Below are 22,923 nucleotides of genomic sequence, written 5' to 3'. Positions count from 1 at the left end.
GGCCGCCGGCTTCGGCGCGGCGCCCGGCAGCTACGTGCTGGAGACCTGAACATGAACCTGAACCTGCCTCCGGATCCGTCCGCCGGCGCGTGCCTGCCCGGCCTGTTGCCGCGCGCGGACGGCGAACTGCCCGCCCTGATCGCGCGTGCGCGCCATGCGCCGCCGCTGACGATGGCCGTCGTGCATCCGTGCGACACGGCCAGCCTCGTCGCGCTTGCCGCGCTCGACGCGTCGCCGCTGGGCGCATCGATCGAACCGCTGATCGTCGCGCCGCGCGCGAAGGTGTTGCGCGTGGCGAGCGAAGCGGGCGTCGATCTCGCGAAATGGACGATCGAGGACGTTCCCCACAGCCACGCCGCGGCGGCCCGCGCGGTGGCACTCGCGGCGTCGGGCCGCGCCGGCGCGCTGATGAAGGGCAGCCTGCATACGGACGAACTGATGGGGGCCGTCGTCGCCGCGGAATCGGGCCTGCGCACGGACAAGCGCATGTCTCACTGTTTCCTGATCGAGGTGCCGGCGTATCCGCGGCCGTTCATCCTGACCGACGCCGCGGTGAACATCGCACCGGATCTCGCGCAGAAGGCGGCCATCACGCAGAACGCGATCGACGTCGCGCATGCGCTGGGCGTTGCGCGCCCGCGCGTCGCGGTGCTGTGCGCGGTCGAGACCGTCAATCCCGCGATGCGTTCGACGCTCGACGCGGCGGCCCTCGCGAAGATGGCCGAACGCGGGCAGATCACGGGGGCGGTCGTCGACGGCCCGCTCGCGTTCGACAACGCGATATCGCAGCGGGCCGCGCGCGAGAAGGGGATCGACTCGCCGGTTGCCGGCCGTGCCGACATCCTCGTCGTGCCCGATATCGAAGCGGGCAACATGCTCGCGAAACAGCTCGAATACCTGGGCGGCGCCGCGAACGCGGGCGTCGTCGTGGGCGCGCGCGTGCCGATCGTGCTGACGAGCCGCGCCGACGGCGTCGCCGTCCGGCTCGCGTCCTGTGCGCTCGCGGTGTTGCTGGCACAAGTCCGGCATGACGCCGCCCCGATGCCTGAACAGGCCCCCCTTTCGATGGAGGAATCGCAGTGAAAGCACTCGTTTATCACGGACCCGGGCGCAAGGCGCTCGAACGGCGGCCCAAATCGGAACTGCAGTCGCCCACCGACGCGATCGTCCGCGTGACGCGCACGACCATCTGCGGCACCGATCTGCACATCCTCAAGGGCGACGTGCCGACGTGCGAACCGGGCCGCATTCTCGGCCATGAGGGCGTGGGCATCGTCGAGCAGGTCGGCGCGGCGGTCGATTCGCTGAAGCCGGGCGACCACGTGCTGATTTCGTGCATCTCGTCGTGCGGCCGCTGCGAGTACTGCCGCCGCGGACTGTATTCGCATTGCACGACCGGCGGCTGGATCCTCGGCAACCGGATCGACGGCACGCAGGCCGAGTTCGTGCGCATCCCGCATGCGCCGACCAGCCTGTACCGGATTCCGGCCGGCGCGGACGAGGACGCGCTCGTGATGCTGTCCGACATCCTGCCGACCGGATTCGAATGCGGCGTGCTGAACGGCAAGGTGCAGCCGGGCTGCTCGGTCGCGATCGTCGGCGCGGGGCCGATCGGGCTGGCGGCGTTGCTGACCGCGCAGTTCTATTCGCCGGCGCGGATCATCATGATCGACCCGGACGGCAACCGGCTCGACGTCGCGCGGCGCTTCGGCGCGACCGACTGCATCGACGGCCACGGCGGCGACCCGGTCGCGGAAGTGATGAAGCTGACTGACGGCGTCGGCGTGGATTGCGCGATCGAAGCGGTCGGCATTCCGGCGACGTTCGAGATGTGCACGTCGCTCGTGGCGCCTGGCGGGGTCGTCGCGAACGTCGGCGTCCATGGCGTCAAGGCCGACCTGCACCTCGAGAAGCTGTGGGATCGCAACATCTCGATCACGACGCGGCTCGTCGACACGGTCAGCACGCCGATGCTGCTGAAGACGGTGGGCGCCGGGCGCCTCGATCCGGCGCGCCTGATCACGCACCGGTTCTCGCTCGACGACGTGGAAAGCGCGTACGACACGTTCGGGCGCGCCGCGCAGACCCACGCGCTGAAGGTCATCATCGAAATCGGCTGAGTGCCGGGCCGCGCGTGGCGGAAAACGGGTGCTTCCGCTGCCCGTCACGCGCGGCCGACGTTGCGCCGGCGACGCGCCGGCAGTCAGGACCGGTCAGGACGACAGCGCGGCAGGTTCGTGCGTGTTGTTTGATTCAACCGCGTCCAGATCGACGCACTGCTCGTAAGTCGGCACCTCGCACGGCCAATGCAGGCGCTCCGAGATGCGCCGGCGCATTGCATCCGCGGCAGCGGGTTCGCCATGCGTGACGAACGTCCGCACGGGTGCGCCCTGCATCGTGCCGAGCCACTTCAGGATCTCTTCGTAGTCGGCATGGGCCGACAGCGTCGTGATCGACTCGACCTGCGCGCGCACGCGCACGTACTCGCCGTGAATCTTCAGCGTCGGCTCGTGCGCGGCGAGCGCCGCGCCGCGCGTGCCGGCGGCCTGGTAGCCGACCAGCGCGATCGTGTTGCGCGCATCGGGCGCATAGCGGCTCAGGTGATGCAGCACGCGCCCGCCCGTCGCCATCCCGCTGCCGGCGATGATGACCATCGGGCCATGGTGTTCGGCAATCGCCTTCGACTGCTCGACCGAGCGGATCATCGTGGCCGCGTGGCCGAGCGCATTCGCTTCGGAAGCCGTCAGCCGGTGTTCGAGGATATGGTGGCGATAGATTTCGGTCACGTCCGTCGCCATCGGGCTGTCGACGAACACCGGGACGCGCGCCATGCGGCTGGACGCCTTCAGCCGCGCGATGTAGTGCAGGATTTCCTGCGCGCGGCCGACGGTGAAGCAGGGCATCACGACGACCCCGCCGCGCGCGAAGGTCTTGTCGAACATCTCGGCCAGCTCGTTTTCGGGATCCGACGCCGGATGCAGCCGGTCGCCGTACGTCGACTCGACCACCAGGTAGTCCGCATGCGCGGGCGGGCGCGGCGGTTGCATGATCGGGTCGTGATACCGGCCAAGGTCGCCGGAGAACGCGAGCACCTTGTGATCCCAGTGCATCACGACGCTCGCCGCGCCGAGGATGTGCCCGGCCGGCAGCAGGCGGAACGACAGGCTGCCGCCCAGCGCGGTGCATTCGTCGAAGGCGACGGGTTGCAGCAGGCGCAGCGCGCGCTGCGCGTCGTCCAGCGTGTAGAGCGGTTGCGCGGGATGATGCTTCGAGTAACCGTGCCGGTTCGCGAAGTCGGCTTCCTCCTCCTGCAGCCGCGCGCTGTCGCGCAGCATGATGTCGCAGAGTTCGGCCGTGGCGGCCGTGCAGTACACCGGCCCGCGATAGCCGTCGCGGGCCAGCACCGGGAGATAGCCGGTGTGATCGAGATGCGCGTGCGTGAGCACGACCGCGTCCAGCGTGTCGGGCGCGAACGGCAGCGCACGCCAGTTGCGCAGCCGGAGGTTCTTGGTCCCCTGGAACAGGCCGCAATCGACCAGGACGCGCCGGCCGCCGTGCTCGAGCAGATATTTCGAGCCGGTCACGGTTTCGGTCGCACCGAGAAAAGTCAGTTTCATGGGTTGCCTCCCCGGGAGTCGACGGAACAGTAAGTCGATTACATCCCGAACGCGCGCGCGGCGGTTGATCGAAATCACGAATGGCGGGATTCCGACGACGAACGGCTTGAACGCGAGGCGTAAGATGCCGCTCACGATGCCGAATGCGATGCGTCCGGGCCGCGCCGCTAGCGCCCGGACGGCGCCGGATCCCGCTCAAGTCATCTGACCAATCGTCTTGCGGAACCGCGTCAACGACAGCAGGAACAGCACGCAACCGATCGCGAACAGCGCTGCGAACTGGGCCCACACCGCATCGAACCCGGCACCGCGATACAGGATCCGCTGCGCGAGTTCGACGAAATGCGTGGTCGGCGCGGCCAGCATGATGTCCTGCACGACGGGCGGCATGCTTTCGCGCGGCGTCAGGCCGCCCGACAGCAATTGCAGCGGCAGCAGCACGAGGACGAGCAGCATGCCGAACTGCGGCATGCTGCGCACGAGCGTCGCGAGAAAGATCCCCATCGACGTCGTCGCGAACAGGTGCAACGCCATGCCGGCCACGAACAGCGGCACGGATCCCGGAATCGGCACGTGCAGCGCGCCGCCCACGACGAACGTCAGCGATGCGACGGCCGCCGCCGCGACGACGAGCCCCATCGACCAGACCTTCGCGAGCATGATTTCCGCCGCGGTCACCGGCATGACGAGCAGATGCTCGATCGTGCCGTGCTCGCGCTCGCGAATCAGCGCGGCCCCGGTGAGGATCATCGACAGCATCGTCACGTTGTTGATCAGTTCCATCAGCGCGCCGAACCAGACTTCGTCGAGATTCGGGTTGAAGCGCATCCGCATCGCGAGATCGACGGGCGGCAAGGACGTGCCGCGATGGCGCCGCACGAACGCATCGATCTCGCCCGACACGATCTGCTGGACGTAACTGCCGCCGGTGAACGCCTGCGTCATGCGGGTCGCATCGACGTTGAGCTGGACCGTCGCGTGACGGCCGGCGAGCACGTCGCGCTGGAAGTCCGGCGGAATGTCGAGCGAGAACGTGTAGTCGCCGTTGTCCAGCCCGCGATCGGCCGCGCCGGCGTCGACGATCGGGGGCGGCGCGAACTGCGGCGGGAAGAACGCCGCCGCGATGCGCGCCGACAGCGGCGACGCATCCTCGTCGACGATCGCGATCGGCACCTTGTGCAGCGTTTCCGGGCGCGCGGTGGCCGCGACGTAGATCGACGCGCTGAACGTATAGACGATCAGCGCGAGCAGGATCGGGTCGCGGGCGAGGCTCCACAGTTCTTTGACCCCGAGCCGGAAAATGACGAGCAGGCGCGACATGGTCAGCGCTCCTGCTTGCGCAGCAGCACGCCGGTCATGACCAGGATGACCGGCGCGGCCGCGAGCATCGGCCAGAACTGGGACGACAGGTCGGCCAGCCCGAGCGCCTTGTTGTAGACGCCGCGGCTGATCGCGAGCATGTAGGTGGCCGGATAGACGGTGCCGACCCACTTGCCGCTGCCCTCGAGCGACGACAGCGGCGTGAGCAGGCCCGAGAACTGCACGACGGGAATCAGCGTACCGACGATCGTCATGAAGATCGCGGCGATCTGGCTGCGGGTAAACGTCGACGCGAACAGCCCGATGCCGGTGGCCACGACGTTGAAGATCAGCACGGCGGCCGCCAGCGTCGCGAAACTGCCCTTGATCCGCACGCCGAACACGAGGTCGGCCAGCACGACCATCAGCAGGAAGTTCAGCATGGCCAGCATGACGTACGGCGCCTGCTTGCCGAGCAGGAATTCGGCCCGCGTGACGGGCGTCACGTACAGGTTGACGATCGACCCGAGCTCCCGTTCCCGCACGACGGCGAGCGCCGTCAGCATCGCGGGCAGCATCAGCAGCAGCATCGGCATGATCGCGGGAATCATGGCCGGCAGGCTCTTGACGTCCGGGTTGTAGCGATAGCGGATCGCGATGTCGACGGCCGGCGCGAGCGACACGCCGAGCCGGCGCTTCGCCTGGTCGCGCAGCCAGTTTTCGTGCATGCCGGCCACGTAGCCGCGGATCGTCTCCGCGCGCATCGGCATCGCGCCGTCGACCCATGCGCCGATCTCCACGCGGCGGCCGCGCGCGACGTCGCGCGCGAAACCGGGCGGGATCTCGATCGCGAGCGACAGCCGGCCGTTGCGCATGCGGCGCTCGATGTCGCGGTCGTCCGCGAGCGGCGCGCGCGGCACGAAGTAGCGGGAACCGGCGAGGTTCTGCGCATAGTCCTGGCTCAGGATCGACTGATCGCGGTCGAGCACTGAGAACGTCAGGTTGTCGACGTCGAGACTGATGCCGATGCTGATCACGCACATCAGCACGAGCGAGCCGAACAGCGCCAGCGTCGCGCGCAACGGGTCGCGTCGCAGCTCCAGCACTTCGCGCCACAGATAGCTGCCGGCGCGCGCCGGGCTGAACCATGCCGCCGCACGACCGGCGCCGGCCGCCGCGGGCGGCGCGGCGAGCCAGCCGGCGTCGGCCGGCGCATTGTTCACGCCGTCCGCACCGTCTGCGCGCTGGGCGTCGCTCAGGTAGCCGATGAACGCGTCCTCGAGCGTGGCGGCGCCGCGCAGGCGCACCAGTTCGTCGGGCGCGGCGCTCGCGAGCACGCGGCCCGCATGCATCAGCGAGATGCGGTCGCAGCGCGCGGCCTCGTTCATGAAGTGCGTCGAAATGAAGATGGTGACGCGATCGTTGCGCGCGAGTTCGATCATCAGCCGCCAGAAGTCGTCCCGCGCGACCGGATCCACGCCCGACGTCGGTTCGTCCAGGATCAGCAGCTCGGGCTTGTGCACCATCGCCACCGCGAGCGAGAGCCGCTGCCGCATGCCGAGCGGCAGGCGCTCGGGCAGCGCGTCGAGGGCGTCGGCCAGCCCGAAGCGCGCGACCATTTCGGTCACGCGCGCGGGCACGTCCGCCTCCGGCACGCCGAACAGGCGCGCGTGCAGCACGAGGTTCTGCCGGACGGTCAGTTCGCCGTAGAGCGAAAACCCTTGCGACATGTAGCCGACGCGCCGGCGCGTGTCGATGTCGTTCGCGGCGACCGGCCGGCCGAACAGCGTCGCCGTGCCGTCCGACGCGGGCAGCAGGCCGGTGAGCATCTTCATGGTCGTCGACTTGCCGCAGCCGTTGGAGCCGAGAAAGCCGAAGATTTCGCCGCGGCGGATCTGCAGGCTCACGTGGTCGACCGCGACGAAATCGCCGAACCGCATCGTCAGCCCGTCCGCCTCGATCGCGTAGCCGGTCGCCTGATCGGCCTGGAACGGCGCGATCACGACCGGCTGGTGTCCGTGCCGGCGCGCCTCCGGGAGCAGCGCGATGAACGCGGCTTCCAGCGTGTCGCAACCGGTGCGCTCGAGCAGCTCGCCGGGGCTGCCGGTTGCCAGCACGCGGCCGGCGTCCATCGCGATCAGCCGGTCGAAACGCCGGGCCTCGTCCATGTACGCGGTGGCGACCAGCACGCTCATCGCCGGGCGGGCGGCGCGAATGCGGCCGATCAGCTCCCAGAACTGCGCGCGCGACAGCGGGTCGACGCCGGTCGTCGGCTCGTCCAGGATCAGCAGGTCGGGATCGTGGATCAACGCGCAGCACAGACCGAGCTTCTGCTTCATGCCGCCGGACAGCTTGCCGGCCGGGCGGTCCAGGAACGGCTGCAGGCCGGTGCTGCGCGTCAGCGCGTCGATCCTTCGGCGCCGCTCCGCCGCATCGTGGCCGAACAGTCGCGCGAAGAACTGCAGGTTTTCCTCGACCGACAGCGTCGCGTACAGGTTCCGGCCGAGGCCTTGCGGCATGTAGGCGATGCGCCGGCACACACGCGCGCGATGGCGGCGCGACGACAGGTCGCCGTCGAGCGTCCACACGCGGCCCTGCTGGATCGCGCGCGCGCCGGAAACGAGCGCAAGCAGGCTCGACTTGCCGACGCCGTCCGGCCCGATCAGCCCGATCATGCGGCCGGCCGGGATATCGAGCGTCACGTCGTCGAGCGCAGCCTTGTCGCCGTAGCGCAGCGAGACGCCGGACAGCCGTGCGACCCAGCCCGGATCGGCCGGCACCGGCGGAGCGCCGATCGCGCCGGCATCCGTCTCGACGGGCGGCGCCGCTTTCATTGCGGCACCCTGATCGCGAGGCGATCCGGCCAGCCCGCGTGCGGGTCGGTCTTCAGCCACGCCACGCCCGGCAATCCGGTCTTGACGAGCTTCAGGTGGCGCTGCAACAGATCGCGATCGATGCGTGCCTTCACCCGGAACATCAGCTTCTGCCGCTCGGTGGCCGTTTCGACCGTCTTTGGCGTGAACTGCGCGGTGCTCGACACATAGGACACGCGTGCCGGAATCACGTATTCCGGTGCCGCATCGAGCACGATCCGCACGTCGGCGCCGAGCGGGACCCGGCCGGCGACCGCTTCGGGCAGGAAGAACGTCATGTACACGTCGGACAGGTCGACGACGTTGAGCACCTTGCCGCCTGCCGGCAGGACTTCGCCCGACTCGGCAATCCGGTACTGGACGCGCCCGTCGCGCGGCGAGGTCAGTTCGCTGTCCGAGAGGTCGGCCCGCACGCGCGCCACGGTCGCCTGCGCGGCCGTCACGGCCGAGCGCGCCGCGACGAGCTGGGCCCGCGTGGCGTCGATCGCGGCCTGAGCGGCTTCCACCTGGGCCCGCGCGGCGTTCACGGTCGCGCGCAGGCTGCCGGCGCGCGCGCGATCGTCGTCCAGTTCCTGCATCGACGACGCGCCGTCGCGCGACAGCGTTTCGGACCGTGCGAGCCGCCGCGTGGCCGCGTCCAGCTCGCTTCCCCGCTGCACGACGACGGCCGCGGCCGCGGCCTTGTCGCTGCGGCGCTGCGCGACCTGCGCGTCGATGCTCGCCGCGGTGTTCACCGCCTGTTGCTCGCGCGCCCGTGCCTCGTCGAGCTGCGCCTGCAGGACGACGACGTCCATGCGTGCGAGCGGCTGGCCGGCGGTCACGAAGTCGCCTTCGTCGACGAGCATGGCGGTAACGCGCCCCGGCAGCTTGGTCGCGACGTCGATTTCGGTCGCCTCGATGCGGCCGTTGCCGCTGACGAGCCCCGCGTCCGCCTGGCCGTCGTGCCAGCGCGTCCACCCGTAGTACGCGAGGCCGATCGCAAGCGCGGCCGCACCGATACCGATCAGAAGAGGGCGCGGGATGGTTTTCATGGTGTGTTGTCCGAATCAGTCGAAAGGGGAGCCGTTGCCGCGGCAGTCTTGCCGGTGTCGATCACGCCGCCGCCGAGCGCGCCGTACAGGGCGACGCGGCTCGACAGCAGCGCACGACGGGTCGTGACCAGCTGCTGCTCGGCGTTCATCAGGTCCCGTTGCGCATCGAGCACTTCGAGGAAGCGGGTTGCCCCGCTGTCGTAGCGCAGCTTCGCGAGGCGCGCCCGCTCGGCCTGCGACGCCAGCGTGGCGCGCTCGATGGCGACCTGGTCGGCGAGCCAATGGCGCGCGGCGAGCGCATCGGACACGTCGCGGAACGCACGCTGCAGCGTCTGCTCGTAGCGGGCGAGCGCTTCTTCGCGTTGCGCGCGCGCGAGTGCGAGATTCGACCGGTTGCGACCGCCGTCGACGAGCGGCAGCGTGACGTTGGGAATCACCGACCACACGCCGGAACCGGACGACAGCAGCTGGTGCAGCGCGCTGCTTCCCGAACCGATCGCACTCGTCAATGCGATGCGCGGAAAGAATGCAGCGCGCGCCGCGCCGATGTTCGCGCGGGTCGCCTGCAGTTCACGCTCCGCTGCAATCACGTCCGGGCGCCGGGTCAGCAGCGACGAGGGCAGGCCGGGCGCGAGCGACGGCAGCACCGCACCGTCGTCGAGCGCGAGCGGGGTGGCGGCCAGCGCCGGCGGCGCACCGACGAGCAACGCCAGCGCATCGGCCGCCGTCGCGCGGGCTTGCTGCAACTGCACGCCGAGCGATTCCGCCTGCTGCAGCAGGATCTCCGATTGCGTGAGATCGAGGCGCGAGATCGCGCCGGCCGCGTGACGAAGCCGGAAAATCCGCAGCGATTCGCGGCGGGTGTCGATCGTCGCGCGGGTCAGCGCGATGCGTTCGTCGATCTCGCACAGGGTCAGATACGCGTCCGCGACACCGGTGACGACGCTCAGCGTTACCGCCTGCCTGGCTGCGTCGCTCGCGAGGTAGCGCTGAAGCGCCGCTTCCTTCAGGTTGCGCACGCGGCCCCAGAAATCGATCTCCCATTGCGTCTCGGCCAACTGAACCTGGTAGACCTGGCCGATGACGGGCGCCGGAGAAAGGAAACCGCCCGGCGTGCGAAACCGCGCGTAGGCCGCGCCCGCACCGATCGTCGGCCATTGATCCGCGCCGCGGATGCCGTACAGCGCGCGAGCCTGCTCGACGCGGGCGACCGCCGCGCGCAGATCCCGGTTGTCGGCGAGCGCCTGGCCGATCAGCGCACGCAGGCGCGGGTCGACGAAGTAAGCCTGCCAGTCGGGCACGGGCGCCGCGGGTGTCGCGTCGGTGGACGGATCCGGAAAGGACGCGGGAATCGGTGCGGCGGGACGCTCGTCCGGTGGCGCAAGCGACAGGCAGCCCGACAACAGCCCCATGCCCGCCGCCAGCGCAATGGCACGCATGCGCCGCACGACGGCAGGATGACAGCGAACGGCAGGCGCGGCAGCGCGCATGGGATGCCTCGTCGAATACGGAAATGCGGGAATTCGGGATGGCGCCGCCCGCGGGGCGTCGCCGCTTCGGATTCACTTATATCCGACGATTACCGGGTTTCCCCTTGATCTGTGTCACTCGGGCGGGGATGCGTTTCGAGGGGCTGCTCGCTTGACGCGCGTGCCCGATCAATGCCCAGGAACCGGCATGCGCCCCATGCACCGGCCCCGCTTCGCGGAATGAACCGGTTAGGTAATTTGGTGCGCCGGCGCGCGCTGCGAGGGCAGCCTCTGACGCCGGTGCCGGCTCATGCACCGAAGTGGGGAATGCGATGCGCCGGGATTCCCGTCGGGTGCCGGTACGGCAGGCGTTTCACGGCGGTGGCCCGGTTTTTGCTGGAGTACCCGCGGCCGCGCAACGGTTGCGCGCTGCCCGACGACATACCAGACAAGGAAGATTCACCGTGAGCCCGACGACTCGACCGTTCCCCCGACGCACCTGGCTGGCTGCGCTGATCGCAGCCCCCGTGATGGCGCTGTTCGCCGCTGCGCCGGCGCATGCCGACGCGCTCGACACCATCGCGAAAAACGGCGCGCTGCGCGTCGCGGTGCCCGAAGACTATCCGCCGTTCGGCTCGGTCGGCACGGATATGCAGCCGCAGGGCTACGACATCGACATGGCCGAACTGCTCGCCAAATCGCTCGGCGTGAAGCTGAAGCTGGTGCCCGTGAACAGTGCGAACCGGATTCCGTACCTGACGACCAACAAGGTCGACATGGTGATCTCGTCGCTCGGCAGGACGCCGGAGCGCGAGAAGGTCATCGACTTCTCGAGCGCGTACGCACCGTATTTCCAGGGCGTGTTCGGGCCGGCCGACGTGAAGGTGAGCGCGCCCGCCGACCTGTCCGGCAAGACGGTCGGCGCCACCCGCGGCGCGCTCGAGGAGATCGCGCTGTCGCAGCTCGCACCGAACGCGACGATCAAGCGCTTCGAGGACAACAACGCGACGATCCAGGCGTTCCTGTCGGGGCAAGTACAACTGATCGCGGCCGGCAACATCGTCGCGGCGGCGATTCTCGCGAAGAATCCGCCGCGCCGGCCCGAGGTCAAGTTCGTGATCAAGAATTCGCCGTGCTTCGTCGGCGTCAACAAGAACGAACCGCGCCTGCTCGCGAAGATCGACGACACGATCGCCCATGCGAAGCAGGACGGCACGCTGGGCGCGATGTCGAAGAAGTGGCTCGGCCAGCCGTTGCCGGCCGGACTGTGACGAATCGCAGTGTCGCCTGATATATCGCCGCGGCCGGCACCGCCGGCGCGGCGGGTGTCGTTGTCCGAACCCGAATTTACTCAATCGTCATGAGCTACCAGCTTCAATTCGGCGAGCTCGCCGAATACGCCGGCGTGTTCGCGAGCGGCGCGGCGATCACGCTCGCGCTCACCGCGGTCGCGACCGTGCTCGGCGTCGCGCTCGGCGTGCTCGGCGCGGCCGCGTACAGTGCCGACGCGCGTGCGGCCGTGCGGCTGCGCCCGCTGATCGGCGCGTACGTCGAGGCGATCCGCAACACGCCGTTCGTCGTCCAGCTGTTCTTCATCTTCTTCGGCTTGCCCGCGCTCGGCGTGCACATCGACGAATACACGGCCGCAGTCCTCGCGATGACGCTCAATCTCGGCGCGTACTCGGTCGAGATCGTGCGCGCGGGCGTCGCCGCCGTTCCGAAAGGGCATCTGGAGGCGGCGTCCGCGCTTGCGATGTCGCGCGCGCAGATGCTGCGCCACGTCGTGCTGCCGCAGGCGCTCGCCAAGGTGTTTCCGGCGCTCTCCAGCCAGATCGTGATCACGATGCTCGGCTCGGCGGTCGTGTCGCAGATCTCGGTGGCCGACCTGACCTATGCGGCCGGCTACATTCAGTCGCGCAACTTCCGCTCGTTCGAGACGTACTTCGTCATCGCGCTCGCGTATCTGGCGATGGCGCTGCTGCTGCGTGCCACGCTCGGCTCGATGGGGCGCCGCCTGTTCTCCCGTCGCGTGCGAGGTGCGCGATGATCGACTTCACGTTCGGGCAGATTCTCGCGAACCTGCTGCTGGCCGCGCGCTGGACGATCGTGCTGTCGATCGTGTCGTTCCTGTCCGGCGGCCTCGTCGGCCTCGGGCTGCTCGTGATGCGCGTGTCGAGCTCGACGCTGCTGCGCGGCATTGCGAAGCTGTACATCGAGATATTCCAGGGCACCCCGTTGCTGATGCAACTGTTCATCGTGTTCTTCGGCCTGCCGCTCGTCGGGCTCGACGTTCCGCCGTGGCTCGCGGCCACTGCAGGGCTCACGTTCTTCACCAGTGCGTATCTCGCGGAGATCTGGCGCGGCTGCGTCGAGGCGGTGCCGAAAGGGCAGTGGGAGGCGTCGGCGAGCCTGGCCATGAGCTACGTCGAGCAGTTGCGCCACGTGATCCTGCCGCAGGCCGCGCGCATCGCGATCGCGCCGACGGTCGGCTTCGGCGTGCAGGCCGTGAAGGATACGGCGCTGGTGTCGATCATCGGCTTCACCGAGCTGACGAAGGTCGGCATCGCGATCTCGAACGCGACGTTCCGGCCGTTCGTCGTGTACGGCCTCGTCGCGCTGATCTATTTCGCGCTCTGTTATCCGCTTACCCGTTATGCGCGCACGTTGCAAAGGAGCTGGCATGCCGCTCGTTGAAACCCGTGGTCTCGAAAAGAACTTCGGCACCCATCATGTGCTCAAGGGCATCGATTTCTCCGTCGAGCGCGGGCAGGTCGTCTCGATCATCGGCCGCAGCGGCTCGGGCAAGAGCACGCTGCTGCGCACGCTCAACGGACTCGAGAGCATCGACGCGGGCACGATCTCGATCGACGGCGAACGTGTCGATGCGCGGCACGCGGACCTGCGTGCGCTGCGGCTGAAGGTCGGCATGGTGTTCCAGCAATACAACCTGTTTCCGCACCTGAGCGCCGGGCAGAACGTGATGCTCGCGCAGTCGGTCGTGAAAAAGTCGCATCGCCAGCAGGCGCGCGCGATCGCGGAACTGATGCTCGAGCGCGTCGGCCTCGGCGACAAGTTCGACGCGTTTCCGGAACAACTGTCGGGCGGCCAGCAGCAGCGCGTCGCGATCGCGCGTGCGCTCGCGATGAAGCCGAGCGTGCTGCTGTGCGACGAAATCACGTCCGCGCTCGATCCCGAGCTCGTCGGCGAGGTGCTGGGCGTCGTCGCGCAGCTTGCGCGCGAGGACATGACGTTGATCATGGTCACGCACGAGATGAACTTCGCGCGGGCGGTGAGCGACCGGATCGTGTTCATGCACCAGGGCAGGGTGTGGGAGAGCGGGACGGCCGAAGAGATTTTCGAGCGGCCGCAGACGGTGGAGCTGACGCGGTTTCTGGGCAGCGTCCGGAACACGGAAGCGGTTGCACGCTGATTCGCGATGCCCCGGGGTGCTGACAGGGTCGCACCGATCGTCGACAATCCGGCTTGTGCGCCGCGCCCGCGCGCGCCAAGCCACCCGAGAGCGTCTTCCATGTCCGGAATATCCGTCAGGTCCGCCCACCTCGACGATGCGCAGGCGATCGCCCGTTTTCACGTCAAGGTCTGGCGGCATACCTATCGCGATCTCGCGCCGGCGCAGGCGCACGCCGTCCTCGACGAGCGCCATCGCGGCAGGACGTGGCGGGAAAAGCTGGCGTCGAACGAGCGCGACCAACTGGTGCTCGTGGCGGAAACCGACGGCAGGATCGTCGGCATCGGCGCGGCCGGCGCGCCGTCGGAGCCGATCTTCGGCGGCCGCGGCGAGATCAAGTTCCTGTATGTCGATCCCGGGTTCAAGCGTCGCGGCATTGGCCGCACGCTGCTCGCCCGGCTCGCAACGCATCTGCAAACGATGCGGTACCGGGGCGCGGCATTGAGCGTCGTCAAGGGAAACGATGCCGCGATCGCCTTTTACGCGTCGTTGAACGGCCGGCTGGCCGGCGAGTACGTCGATGCGGGGCCGATCTGGCGATCGCGGAACATCGTGATGGTGTGGGACGACCTGACGAGTCTCGTTGCCTGAGTGCGCCTGCTGCCACGCGCACGCGCGTCACACCGATGTGCGCGGTGCCGGGTTCCAGAATGCGGATGCCCGGCAGCCCGCGTGTTCTACTTCACGTCCCGCGCCACGCGAAACCCGTTTGCCGAATAACGTACGCTGCTGTCGTACTTGAAGCGTGTCGAGACGGGCATGTAGCCTGCACCATCCCGCCACGAGCCGCCGCGGATGACGCGGACCTGGCAATTCGGCTCGTCCCATGAGCGGCCGTCGGCAGGCGCATTCCTGTACGAGTTGTGCCAGCAATCGCTGACCCATTCCCATACGCCGCCACCCATGTCGTAGAAGCCGAGCGGATTGGCCGCGAACGAGCCGACGTTGTCCGGTGCGTCGGCATGCCACGGTTGACCGCAGTCCTTGCAGTTGGCGTTGCCCGGGCGCATCTCGTTGCCCCACCAGTAGCGCGTCGCAGTGCCGCCACGGGCCGCGAATTCCCATTCGGCCTCGGTCGGCAGCCGGTAAGACTTGCCGCTCATTTTCGACAGCCACTTGACGTACAGTTGCGCGTCGTCCCAACTCAGGTCGCGCACCGGCGCGTTCGCCGCCGTGTTGCTGTCGTTGGGCAGGCGCGGGCAGGCGCCCGCATCGCGGCACGCGTTCCACTGCGCAACGGTCACGCCATACTTCGCCAGCGCAAAAGAATGATCGAGCGTCACGCGATGCGAAGGCTTTTCCGACGGATCGCCCGAATTGCTGCCCATCGTGAAAGCCCCCGGACTGACCGCCAGCATGGCGGGGCAGGCAGGGCAATCGTGGATTTCATTGGCGGCCGTCGCGCCGCCTTTCTGCGGCGGTGCCGACGGGGCCGCCGCGGCAGCGGGCGGCGGTGCTTTCGGCGTTGAGCCAGACGTGTGCGCGGGCTGCGCCGCCGCAGGTGCCGGAGCCGGAGCCGAAACGGCGGCGGGGGCCGGCGCGGCGCTCGCCGTTTGCGCGGGCGCGGGCGCCGCTGGCGTCTTGGGCGCGGCCGCGCGCAGTCGTGCGAGACGAGCCTGCGCCAACTGCGCGAAGCGGCCGTTCGGGTAGGTCTTCAGATAGGCTTCGTAGTCGCCCGCCTCCTTGCTGTCCTTGATCGACTCCCAGAACGTGATTTCGTACTGTTCGGCGCTGTCTTTCGGCATCACGCCGCGGCTATCGAGTGCCACGACGCCGACGTCGGCCAGCACGTCGGATCGTTGCGCCGTGCCGCCGCCGGCATGCGCCCCGGCGGTTCCTGCGCGACGCGCCCCGGTGAACGCCAACGTCGCGGCCGCACCGGACAGGGAAGACGCGATCCACGGCGTCTGCCGATACCCGGTCGCGCGTTCGACCATCGCGCCGGCACGGTCGAAGACCTGTGCGATACCGAGCCCCGGCACCGCGAGCGACTGCAGCAGCGCTGCCGTGTAGACACCATGCGCCGTACCGTCGGCGGCTCCTGCGCCGGGCGCTGCCGCGTATGCGACGAGCGTATGCGGCGGCGGCTTGCGGGCCGCCACGCGGCCGGCACCGGGAGGCGCGATCAGGCAGGAATCCAGAATGATCAGATCAATCCCGTCGCCGCGAGGCCGCGACGTCGCATCGAACACGGTTTGCAGGTCGACACCCGTTCGCGACAGGCTGGCCGGCGCGCCGACGTCGGCATCGACCGGCGCAAGCCATGTCGTTCCGCCGAAGCTGGCGCCGTGGCCCGCAAAATAGACCAGCCCGGTGCCGCCGGCCGCGCCGTGGCGTTCGAACGCGGCAAGCCCGTCGAGCATTTGCTGCCGGGTCGCGTTGCGCAACGTGATGACGTCGAAGCCGAGCGCGCGCAGCGCGTCGCTCATTGCATCGGCGTCATGGACGGGATTGGCGAGCGGATGATCGCGATAGGCGCCGTTGCCGATCACGAGCGCGACGCGCTGCGGTTCGACTGACGGGGCGCGCGCGGACGCAGACGGCGGTGCGGGAAAAGCATGCATGTCCTCGCCGGAGCACGTGCTCGATGCCACCGAGATCGACGCAAACAGGCATGCGGGCAGGAGTATTCGCCACATGTTGAGCCCCCCAGGGTGCGCCGTCGGACCCGATGCCGAAGGCGGAGCGCAGCCATTGCCGGGTGTTCGGTCGCGGCGAGCGCAATGCCGGCTTGCGGCAGGCACGGGCGCGGCCGGGACACATTCAAGATAGCACGTGCGCCTGGTGGCGATCACCGGATCCACCCGCGGGTCTTGCAAAAAACAGACATACGCATCCGCGCATCGCGGCCGGCCCGTTACCCTGGAACATCGTTATGTGCCTTCCTGTCGATTACGTCCTAAGCTGTTAGACACGCTCCACTGTCCGACGCCGCGCGCCGCCATCCACGCGAGGAGCAACACGATGCGAAGAAGGGCTACCTTGTTGGCTTTGGCCGCCACCGTCCTGGCGCCGAGGATCGCGTTCGCCGCCGGGCGTACGCCTTCGCCGCCCGGCGCCGAGGCCTACATCATCTGGCCGTCCGACGGCGCAACGATCGCGGGCGGCAAGTTCTGGGTGCGCATGGGCCTGCGCAACATGGGCATCTGCCCGAAAGGCATCGAGCGGCCCAACGTGGGCCACCACCATCTGCTCATCGATACCGATCTGCCGCCGCTGGACCAGCCGATACCGTCGGACCGGAATCACCTCCATTACGGTGCCGGTCAAACCGAGGCGCGCATCGAGCTGCCACCCGGCAAGCACACGCTGCAGATGCTGATGGGCGACCACGACCACGTGCCGCACGATCCGCCGGTGTACTCGAAGAAGATCACGATCACGGTCAAGTAGCGCGCCATGCAGCGCCTGCCGCCCGAACCGGGAATTGCCGCCATGAACAAGCTCATCCTCTTCGCCGTTGCCGTGACGTTGCTATGGACGGGGGCGGCGACCGCAGAGACCAGCACGCATCCCCCGAAGGCCGTCGTCTACATCGGCTGGCCCAACGATGGCCAGGTGATGCCGGCCGGACGTCCGTTCCGGGTGTGGTTCGGCTTGCGCGACATGGGTGTCGCGCCGTCGCATGTGCAGTTTCCGAACACGGGCCACCATCACCTGCTGGTCGATACGGACCTGCCGCCGATGGACCAGCCGATTCCGTCCGACCGCAATCACCTGCATTTCGGCGCGGGCGAGACCGAGACCACGCTGGAGCTTCCGCCGGGCAAGCACACGCTGCAGCTCTTGATGGGCGACGCCAACCACGTGCCGCACAATCCCCCCGTCTACTCGAAGAAAATCACGATCTACGTGAAGTGACGTCGCGCACGCCGATCGGCGATCGCGTGACGTACGCTTGCTCGCGCGAGTAGGCGAGCACGCGAGCGCCGGACGGCGACGCGGCCGCCCGATGCGCCAAGTGTCGGCGCATACCCGACATCCCGAGCCTTAACTGTCTGCGACGCCCCATCACGCACCTTTGATCCGGGTGCCGCGCACACGTCGCCCCCACTCCCGTCTTCGTGGCCCGGACCCGCGCCGGCAAGCCTGCCGGCACGATTCCGGCCGATCCCGCGAGCGGCTGGCACGCCCCATGCGAGATGAGACGCGAGCGTGCCACGCTGCAGCATCGACACCAACACATTCCCCGATCCCGCATCGTCGCCGCGTTCCGCCCAAGGAGTCGATCGTGAACACCTGCCTGTCGCCGACTGCCACGCGCAACTGCCGCGGCCTCATGCGTTCGCTGGCCCGCATCGCCGGTTCCGCCGGCGCATGCGCGGCGTTGCTGTCCGGCTGCATGGACCTGAACATGCCCGTCTACCAGCGCCCCGAGATGCCGGCAAAGACCACCTGGGCGCATGCGCACGGGCCGGTATCCGCGTCGGACGCGGTCAACGCCGAATGGTGGAAGAGCTTCGACGATCCGACGCTCGATGCGCTCATCGACAAGGCCATCGCCGGCAACGTCGATATCAAGGTGCTGGCGGCGCGCATCGGGGTAGCCGGCGCGCAGGTCGGCGAAGTCCGGGCGGGCGCGCTGCCGAGCGCCGACCTCGGCGCGGGCGTGGACTTCGAGAAGAACACGCATCAGACGCTGTCGAAGTCCTACAACCTCGGCAGCCAGGTGAACTGGGAGATCGACATCTGGGGCAAGGTCGAGAAAGGCGTGCAGGCGCAGAAGGCCGAATACCGCGCGACCGAGGCCGACTGGCGCGCCGGCTACCTGACGCTCGTCGCCGACGTGTCGAGCACGTATTTCCGGATCCTCCAGTTCGACGACCAGATCGAGCAGGAACAGCGCACGCTCGACAAGAACCGGAAGATCCTCGCGATCTACCAGTCGATGCTGGCGAACGGCATCGCGCCGCAGACCGAAGTGCTGCGGCAGAGCGCGGAGATCAACGGGCTGGCGAACGAACTGATCGAACTGCACCGCTCGCGCGACACGGCCGAGAACGCGCTCGCGACGCTGCTGGGCGTGCCGGCCGGCGAATTCAGGATGCCTGCCGGCCATCTCCGCCAGCGCGTCAAGCTGCCGGACGTGCCGATGGGGCTGCCCGCGCAACTGCTGGCGCGCCGGCCGGATGTCGTCGCCGCGCAGTATCGCGTGCTCGAATCGTATGACGAAGTGGGCGCGGCGAAGCTGGCGCAGCTGCCGTCGATCAGCCTGACGGGGCGTGGCGGCACCGCGGCGTTTGCGCTGTCGGATCTCTTCAAGGCCTTCACGTTCAGCTTCCTGCCGAGCATCAACCTGCCGATGTTCGACCCGGGCGTGCGCGCGCACATCAAGACGACCGAGGCACAGACCCAGGTCGCCGTGCAGCAGTACCGGCAGACCGTGTTCACCGCGTTCAAGGAGGTGGAAAATGCACTCGTCGATCTCGACGCGCACAAGCAGCAGCGCATACAGCTTCAGCAGCAGAGCGCGCGTCTGCGCACCGTCGCAGCGCAGGTCGAGGCGCAGCTCAAGGAAGGGCTCGTCTCGCAACTCGAGGTGCTCGAATCGGAGCGCTCGGTGGCATCCGCGGAACTCGCGCTGCTCGCCAATCATCAGCAGATTCTGAGCGACACGGTCACGCTCTACAAGGCGATCGGCGGCGGCTGGCGCGCGGTCGAAATCTCGAATGCAGGCAGCGAGCCGGCCGGCCACGCGCTGCAATGAACACGCCAGCCCTGCGCAGCCGCGCGATCGGCGCCAGCCGATTGACTACCGCCATCCGTCGCCTAAACTTTTTTCACGATCGTGCCGCCACGTGCGTTGGCGGTGCGGCTTCACTCAGGTGGTTCGAAAGCGCGTCGCGTTTGCTGCGCCGCGTGTCCATTGGCGGGCGCATGTCGATCGTTGGCCGAATCATGGTTCCAGACGCCGCTTCGATTGCCGAGAAACACGCCGCGCTCGACCGGCAGTTCGACATCGTGCTCAAGCCGGTTTCGCATCCGGAGCTGAGCGAGATCCGGGTCGACAAGGCGCTGTTCGCCGTCGGGCGGACCAACACGCCGTTCGCGTCTGCCAGGCCCGAACTGGTGGCCGACCTGTCGCGCCGCCATGCGCGCATCTTCTTCGAAGGCAGCGCGGCCTATGTCGCCGATCTCGGCAGCAAGAACGGTACGGCCGTCAACGGTGTCGAGGTCGGCGACAAGCCGCACCTGCTGCGCGACGGCGACGAACTGCGCTTCGCCGGCGCGCTCGCGTACCGCGCCGCGTTCGTGCCGCGCGCGACGCATCAGCCGGCGCAGCCGGCCGTCGTCACGCTGGCGCCGGAGCGCGGCGATCTCGGCCTGCAACCGGTCATCATTACCGCCTTCCCGTTCCTCGTGAGCAAGACCGACGACACGTTCGCCTGCTACCGGAACGCGTATCCGCATCAGGTCAACTACCTGTCGCGGCGTCATGCGCACCTCTACGTGCAGGACGGCGACGTCTTCGTGGAAGACCTCGGCAGCACGAACGGCACGTTCGTCGACGGCCGGCGCCTCGACGAGCATGCGGTGCCGCTCGGCGACGGCGCGCTGCTCGCGTTCGGCGGCGATCATTTCGTCTATCGCGTCGGGGTGCAGCGCGAGCCGGGGCCGGACTCCACCGTGACGGCCGCATCGTCGCCCGGCGCCGCCGCGCATGCGGCCGCCGCGGACCCCGACCGGACCACCTTCGTCGATACCGCGCATTCGTTTCTCGACATCTTCTGCACGGTGCCGACCGTTCAGCCGGACGACGAGGTCAACCCGCACGCCGCGCACGGCGCCGCCGAAACCGCGCATGACGCGCGCCACCGGCGCGGCAGGATCGAAGTCTTCCTGTCGGAGCTGAGCGAGGCGTTCGGCGGCAGCGGGCACGTCAACCTGCGCCGGCTCGGCGGGTGGAGCGGCGCACTGCTCGCGGCGGTCGTCCTGCTGGTCGCGACGCTGTATTTCCAGGACGCGCCGCTGCGCGAGATGCACGCGCTGCTGGCGCGCGGCGACGCCGCGCAGGCGGCGCAACTCGCCGACCGCCATCTCGCGAGCCATCCGGACGACCCGGCGTTCCTCGCGCTGGGCACCGAGGCGCTCGTCCGGTCGAAAGTGCCGGACTGGATCGCCGCCATGAACGCGCGCGCCTTCGACCGCGCCCGTGCCGTCGTGCAGGACATGCGCACGCTGGCCCGTCACAACACCGACGCGCGGCCGCTCGTCGACGAAGTCGCGTGGATCGGCGAGCTGCAGGCGTTCGTTGCCGGTCGCGGCGGGGCGGAAGCGCCGATCCGCATCTATCGCGACGAAGCGCCGATCAAGGCCCTGACCGGCCGCTGGAACGACGACCCGGGTGCGCATCAGCGGCTGCTCGACCGGATTTCGTCATACGTTCCCGCGTTCGGCGTGCTGTATGCCGACGCGCTCAGTCAGCTGCGCCGGCTGCAAAGCGACAACTCCGTCTACGTGGCCGCGCTCGAGCGGCTGCAGCGCGCGATTGCGTCGGCGCTCGACGACGACCGGCTCGACGGTCTCCCGGCGCTGCTCGCCGACGACGAGCAGCGCTATCCGCGCCTCGGCGGCCTCGACGCCGTGCGGGCCGACCTGCAGCAGTACCTGCAGTTCGAGAGCGACGCGCGGGCCGGCCACGGGCCGGCCGTACTGGATCGCCTCAAGCAGTTCCGCTTCGCGACGCCGCAATTCGCCGCCCATGTCGCGACGCTGGAGCGGCTCGCTTCGTCGGGAGGGCGCAGTGAAGCTCGATAGTCTCCTCAAGCGCGCACGCCAGGCGCCGCCGCCGGAGCCGCCACGCTCGCTGGGCGAGGCGCTGGAGGATCACAGCATCGAAGGGATCGCGATCCTGACGGCGCGGCCATGGCGGCTCACGCAGGCGACCATCATCGCGATGGTCGGGCTCGTCGTGTGTGCGCTGCTGTGGTCGTTCGTCGGCCGTGCCGACGTCATCGTGACGGCGCAGGGCGCGCTCGCGCCGGAGTCCGAGGTGCGCCGCATCTACGCGCCCGTCGACGGCGAGCTGGTGGACATCTACATCGCCGAAGGCCAGCCGGTCGAAAAGAACGACGTGATCGGCCGGATCAACGCGCGCGGCGCGATCGAGGCGGCGACCAACGCGCTCGATGCACGCCTCAAGCTCGACGACGCGGAGCGCGAATGGAAGCAGTTTCCGGACAAGAAGCAGCTGATGGAGCGCAAGGCCGACGCGCTGAAGCAACAGATCGAGGTCGAGGAGCACCTGCACCAGAACCGCATTGCCGAAGGCACCAGCAAGCTCGCGCAGTCGCAGCACGCGCAGATCGACGAAGCGCGCAGCAATATCGACAACGCCCGCCACGCACTCGATCTCGCGAAGGACGAACAGGACAAGTACGCGCGCCTGTTCGCGCTGCCGGGCGGCGGCGGCGTGTCGCAGAGCCAGGTGGAACAGAAACGCAGCGCCTACCTGCAGGCCCAGGACAGCTACCGCGTCGCGCAGGCGCGGCTTACGCAGCTCGAGGCGCAGCAGAGCCACGAGTTCGCGCAGGCGAAGGCGCAACTCGAAGGCAGCGGCGAGACGCTCGCCGGGCTGCGCATCCAGTACGACGCGACCGTGCGCGACATCGCGAACACCGAAGAGAAGCTGCGTCTGCAGGTGCAGACGGCGCGCCTCGCCGCGGATGCCGCCGCGCGGATCCGCTTCGAGAACATCGACAAGGACAATTTCCTGCTCGTGCTGGCGCCCGTCTCCGGCGTGATCACCGATGTGACCACGACGCAGCCCGGCGACAAGATCCTCGCCAACACGCCGCTCGGCAGCATCGCGCCGTCGGATGCGCGGCCGGTGGTGAAGGTCGCGATCGCGGAGCAGGACCGCGCGTTCCTTCACGAAGGCCTGCCCGTGAAGCTCAAGTTCAATGCGTTTCCGTATCAGCGCTACGGCGTGATCGACGGCACGCTCGAATACATTTCGCCGGCGACGAAGCCGCAGGCGCAGACGAAGGAACCCGTCTACGAGGGCCGGGTGGCGCTCGTGCGCAACGCGTACACGATTGCCGGCACGACCTACCCGCTGCGCTACGGCATGACGGCCACGGCGGAAATCGTGGTGCGCGAGCGCCGCCTGATCGGGTTCGCGCTGGACCCGTTCAGGCAGATCGCGGGCTGACGGGCGCCGCC

The 22,923-nt window shown here is 68.7% G+C and carries 18 protein-coding genes and 1 pseudogene; 12 read left to right on the top strand and 7 right to left on the bottom strand.

What is annotated here, in order from left to right:
- The first annotated feature begins 51 nt into the window (after nt 1-51).
- Nucleotides 52-1,083 (top strand): bifunctional enoyl-CoA hydratase/phosphate acetyltransferase, encoded by a 1,032-nt coding sequence (locus tag U4Y91_RS32695; RefSeq protein ID WP_321808532.1) that lies wholly within the window; start codon nt 52-54, stop codon nt 1,081-1,083.
- Nucleotides 1,080-2,120, top strand: coding sequence for a zinc-dependent alcohol dehydrogenase family protein (locus tag U4Y91_RS32690; protein WP_321808531.1), 1,041 nt, complete (start codon nt 1,080-1,082; stop codon nt 2,118-2,120). The genes U4Y91_RS32695 and U4Y91_RS32690 overlap by 4 nt, the downstream gene beginning before the upstream one ends.
- Nucleotides 2,121-2,213: 93 nt before the next feature.
- On the opposite strand, the gene U4Y91_RS32685 is transcribed toward U4Y91_RS32690, so the two are convergent.
- From U4Y91_RS32685 to U4Y91_RS32665, 5 genes are all read right to left on the bottom strand, one after another.
- Nucleotides 2,214-3,617 carry an MBL fold metallo-hydrolase gene (locus tag U4Y91_RS32685; RefSeq protein WP_321808530.1) on the bottom strand — a complete coding sequence of 468 codons (1,404 nt, stop codon included), beginning with the start codon at nt 3,615-3,617 and terminating at the stop codon, nt 2,214-2,216.
- 195 nt (nt 3,618-3,812) lie between these two features.
- Nucleotides 3,813-4,937 carry an ABC transporter permease gene (locus U4Y91_RS32680; protein WP_321808529.1) on the bottom strand — a complete coding sequence of 375 codons (1,125 nt, stop codon included), beginning with the start codon at nt 4,935-4,937 and terminating at the stop codon, nt 3,813-3,815.
- 2 nt (nt 4,938-4,939) lie between these two features.
- Nucleotides 4,940-7,750 (bottom strand): ribosome-associated ATPase/putative transporter RbbA, encoded by a 2,811-nt coding sequence (gene rbbA / locus U4Y91_RS32675; RefSeq protein ID WP_321808528.1) that lies wholly within the window; start codon nt 7,748-7,750, stop codon nt 4,940-4,942.
- A complete protein-coding gene (locus U4Y91_RS32670) occupies nt 7,747-8,820 on the bottom strand; it encodes an HlyD family secretion protein (RefSeq protein ID WP_321808527.1) in 1,074 nt (357 codons plus the stop codon). The genes rbbA and U4Y91_RS32670 overlap by 4 nt, the downstream gene beginning before the upstream one ends.
- Nucleotides 8,817-10,310 (bottom strand): efflux transporter outer membrane subunit, encoded by a 1,494-nt coding sequence (locus U4Y91_RS32665; RefSeq protein ID WP_321808526.1) that lies wholly within the window; start codon nt 10,308-10,310, stop codon nt 8,817-8,819. Before U4Y91_RS32665 ends, U4Y91_RS32670 begins: the two co-directional genes overlap by 4 nt.
- A gap of 443 nt (nt 10,311-10,753) precedes the next feature.
- On the opposite strand from U4Y91_RS32665, the gene U4Y91_RS32660 reads away from it, so the two are divergent.
- From U4Y91_RS32660 to U4Y91_RS32640, 5 genes are all read left to right on the top strand, one after another.
- Entirely contained in the window at nt 10,754-11,560 is an 807-nt protein-coding gene (locus U4Y91_RS32660; RefSeq protein ID WP_321808525.1) for a transporter substrate-binding domain-containing protein, read from the top strand.
- Nucleotides 11,561-11,649: 89 nt separating this feature from the next.
- Nucleotides 11,650-12,336, top strand: a complete 687-nt coding sequence (locus tag U4Y91_RS32655) for an amino acid ABC transporter permease (RefSeq protein ID WP_321808524.1) — start codon at nt 11,650-11,652, stop codon at nt 12,334-12,336.
- Nucleotides 12,333-12,983: an amino acid ABC transporter permease gene (locus U4Y91_RS32650; protein ID WP_321808523.1), complete on the top strand. Its 651-nt coding sequence runs from the start codon at nt 12,333-12,335 to the stop codon at nt 12,981-12,983. Before U4Y91_RS32655 ends, U4Y91_RS32650 begins: the two co-directional genes overlap by 4 nt.
- The gene (locus tag U4Y91_RS32645) at nt 12,970-13,719 is read left to right on the top strand and encodes an amino acid ABC transporter ATP-binding protein (protein WP_044846549.1); all 750 of its coding nucleotides are present in this window, start codon (nt 12,970-12,972) and stop codon (nt 13,717-13,719) included. Before U4Y91_RS32650 ends, U4Y91_RS32645 begins: the two co-directional genes overlap by 14 nt.
- A 99-nt stretch (nt 13,720-13,818) precedes the next feature.
- Nucleotides 13,819-14,349 carry a GNAT family N-acetyltransferase gene (locus tag U4Y91_RS32640; protein WP_321808522.1) on the top strand — a complete coding sequence of 177 codons (531 nt, stop codon included), beginning with the start codon at nt 13,819-13,821 and terminating at the stop codon, nt 14,347-14,349.
- Between the two features lie 86 nt (nt 14,350-14,435).
- On the opposite strand, the gene U4Y91_RS36840 is transcribed toward U4Y91_RS32640, so the two are convergent.
- Both U4Y91_RS36840 and U4Y91_RS36835 read right to left on the bottom strand, forming a co-directional pair.
- Nucleotides 14,436-15,695 carry a formylglycine-generating enzyme family protein gene (locus U4Y91_RS36840; RefSeq protein WP_415750524.1) on the bottom strand — a complete coding sequence of 420 codons (1,260 nt, stop codon included), beginning with the start codon at nt 15,693-15,695 and terminating at the stop codon, nt 14,436-14,438.
- Nucleotides 15,696-15,698: 3 nt separating this feature from the next.
- A pseudogene (locus tag U4Y91_RS36835) lies at nt 15,699-16,322 on the bottom strand (caspase family protein); the annotation flags it as partial.
- Between the two features lie 400 nt (nt 16,323-16,722).
- Between U4Y91_RS36835 and U4Y91_RS32630 the strand changes: the two are divergent.
- From U4Y91_RS32630 to U4Y91_RS32610, 5 genes are all read left to right on the top strand, one after another.
- Entirely contained in the window at nt 16,723-17,151 is a 429-nt protein-coding gene (locus U4Y91_RS32630; protein ID WP_321808520.1) for a DUF4399 domain-containing protein, read from the top strand.
- Nucleotides 17,152-17,193: 42 nt separating this feature from the next.
- Nucleotides 17,194-17,619 carry a DUF4399 domain-containing protein gene (locus U4Y91_RS32625; RefSeq protein ID WP_044846575.1) on the top strand — a complete coding sequence of 142 codons (426 nt, stop codon included), beginning with the start codon at nt 17,194-17,196 and terminating at the stop codon, nt 17,617-17,619.
- Between the two features lie 418 nt (nt 17,620-18,037).
- Nucleotides 18,038-19,465 carry an efflux transporter outer membrane subunit gene (locus U4Y91_RS32620; RefSeq protein ID WP_321808565.1) on the top strand — a complete coding sequence of 476 codons (1,428 nt, stop codon included), beginning with the start codon at nt 18,038-18,040 and terminating at the stop codon, nt 19,463-19,465.
- A gap of 191 nt (nt 19,466-19,656) precedes the next feature.
- Nucleotides 19,657-21,516, top strand: coding sequence for an FHA domain-containing protein (locus tag U4Y91_RS32615; RefSeq protein WP_321808519.1), 1,860 nt, complete (start codon nt 19,657-19,659; stop codon nt 21,514-21,516).
- Nucleotides 21,503-22,912, top strand: a complete 1,410-nt coding sequence (locus tag U4Y91_RS32610; protein ID WP_321808518.1) for an HlyD family efflux transporter periplasmic adaptor subunit — start codon at nt 21,503-21,505, stop codon at nt 22,910-22,912. Before U4Y91_RS32615 ends, U4Y91_RS32610 begins: the two co-directional genes overlap by 14 nt.
- Nucleotides 22,913-22,923: the final 11 nt, after the last annotated feature.

The organism is Burkholderia sp. BCC1993, assembly GCF_905339865.1.
GTDB lineage: Bacteria > Pseudomonadota > Gammaproteobacteria > Burkholderiales > Burkholderiaceae > Burkholderia.
Note: the sequence above shows the minus strand (reverse complement) of the source record. Positions and strands in the feature narration are given on the sequence as shown.